Source organism: Herbaspirillum lusitanum P6-12 (assembly GCF_000256565.1).
Classification (GTDB): domain Bacteria; phylum Pseudomonadota; class Gammaproteobacteria; order Burkholderiales; family Burkholderiaceae_D; genus Herbaspirillum; species Herbaspirillum lusitanum.
This window is the reverse complement of sequence record NZ_AJHH01000230.1, coordinates 1-2013: the sequence shown is the minus strand read 5'-3', so window position 1 is coordinate 2013 and position 2013 is coordinate 1. Positions and strand designations below refer to the sequence as shown.

Sequence of the window (2013 nt, the reverse complement as noted above, 5' to 3'; positions counted from 1 at the left end):
CGTCATCCTGTCGACCTCGTGGGGCGGCGATCTCGACACCTTCGTGCGCCAGTCGGCGCAACGCGGCCTGATCAAGAACTCGCTGTTCGTGCTGCCGCTGGCCGAAAGCTCGCTGGAACGCCTGGGAACGACGCTGCCTGACGGCGTCATCGTCGGCTACACCGTCAAGCTGGGCCAGGAAGCCCAGGACAGCGGCCTGCTCGCCTACGTCGGGATCACGGTCGAAGCCAAGACCGCGCGCGACGTCCTCAAGCGCTTCAAGCGCATCCCCGAGATCGAACAACTCTGCTCCGTCAGCGGCGAGTTCGACTACGTCGCCTGGCTGCGCGCCGGCTCGGCCGAACAACTCGACAAGCTGCTCGACGACATCGGCGAAATCGAAGGCGTGCGCAAGACCACCACCTCGATCGTGCTGTCGCGCAAGATAGACCGATGAACATCGCGCTCCGTCGGCGCGGCTGAAGCGCCATGTTGCAGATCACCGAAGACCTGAGCCTGCCCGATACGGACATCGAGCTCAGCTTCACGCGCTCCCAGGGCGCGGGCGGGCAGAACGTCAACAAGACATCGACCGCGGTGCACCTGCGCTTCGACATCCGCGCCTCCTCGCTGCCCGACTTCTACAAGGAAAAGTTGCTGCTGCTGAAGGACCAGCGCATCACCCGCGACGGCGTGATCGTGATCAAGTCGCAGCAGAGCCGCAGCCAGGAGCAGAATCGTGTTGCAGCGCTGGAACGGCTGGCGGCGCTGATCCGGGAGGCCGGCGTCATCCATCCATCGCGCAGGCCGACCAAACCCACCCGCAGCGCCAAACGCAAGCGCGTCGACAGCAAGACCCGGCGCGGGCTGCTGAAGGTGTTGCGTACGCGCATCGCGGAATGAAACGGTGCAGAGGGATTGACCTTTGAGGCCGTTGCCATCGAAGCTGCCCTGGATCGCTTTTGAGAACTTTCCTATAGCACGACAAGCGCTCGATCCCTACCATGGCGTCTTTGGCCGACATGCAATCCCGATGTGTCCATGCCACGACGAACCCGCCACAACCATGAAAAAACTGACTCCGCTTTTGCTGTCGCTCTTGTTATGGACAGCCTCGCACCAAGCTCACGCCCAAGTCTGCACACGCTGGCAAGGTACCAATATCGTGCTGGATCCTCTGACGATTCCCACGAACCTTCCCGTTGGCAGCATCGTGTATGACAGAACCTTCACTTCTATCATCACTCCAACAACCCAGTGTGAAATCAAACCCAATCGGACGATTTATTTCACAAATTACGCCGGGGGAAATACCGCTCCGGATGGAAACGGCATTTCCCCGACATCCGTGGCGGGCTTAGGTGTTCGCCTCTCCATGAGTTATGGAAGCGTCAACGGCACGCTGAACCTCACGACACGAGAAGATGATCTGCCGACTGCGGCAACCACGCCTTTTTCATTGCGCGTTGAGCTTATCAAGACGGGAGCGATCACCGGCCCAATCAGGTCCAATACGTATGTCTCCAACAGCGGTAGTGAGTTCGTCCATATGAGTCCTTCGATCGACCCCTCCAATTTGGATATCATATGGTTCTGGCGCGCCACATTCAGCACAGCCAAAGTCGTGGCGACCACCTGCGATTTCACCCAGACCAACCAGCTGGTGACGCTGGGCAGAGCCCCGGTGCGCGAATTCCAGGGCGTCGGCACCACCGCACGGCCCACCGACTTCAACGTGCAGATCAGGTGCGCACAGGAAGACCAGGTCGCCGATATCGGCCTCTCGTTCGATCCTGCCTATCGGCATGCGTCCCAGGCGGCGGGCGTCATTGCCGTGGACGCCACCGCCAATTCGGCAGCAGGCGTTGCGATCCAGATCGTCAACAAGACAACAAACCTGCCGATCCAGTTCGGTCGTTTCGAAAGCGGGAACATCGTCAAGGGGCTGAACGGCACCTACAGTTACCCCCTCAGCGCGCGCTATTACCAAACCGACGCGACGGTCGGCACCGGCACCGTGGCCGGACGCGCGGT

General features: G+C 60.8%; 3 protein-coding genes. All 3 read left to right on the top strand.

The features are described from left to right. Positions 1 to 4: 4 nt before the first annotated feature. Positions 5 to 436, top strand: a complete 432-nt coding sequence (locus HLUSI_RS0107510) for an Lrp/AsnC family transcriptional regulator (RefSeq protein WP_029363251.1) — start codon at positions 5 to 7, stop codon at positions 434 to 436. Positions 437 to 468: 32 nt separating this feature from the next. Then, positions 469 to 882: an alternative ribosome rescue aminoacyl-tRNA hydrolase ArfB gene (gene arfB, locus HLUSI_RS0107505; RefSeq protein ID WP_016833388.1), complete on the top strand. Its 414-nt coding sequence runs from the start codon at positions 469 to 471 to the stop codon at positions 880 to 882. Positions 883 to 1045: 163 nt separating this feature from the next. After that, positions 1046 to 2013, top strand: a 968-nt coding sequence (locus HLUSI_RS32480; RefSeq protein WP_162098057.1) for a fimbrial protein, incomplete at its 3' end; no start/stop codon positions are given.

Coding starts and splice junctions, on each gene's coding strand:
- arfB (WP_016833388.1), top strand. CDS start 469: ATGTTGCAGATCACCGAAGACCTGAGCCTGCCCGATACGGACATCGAG.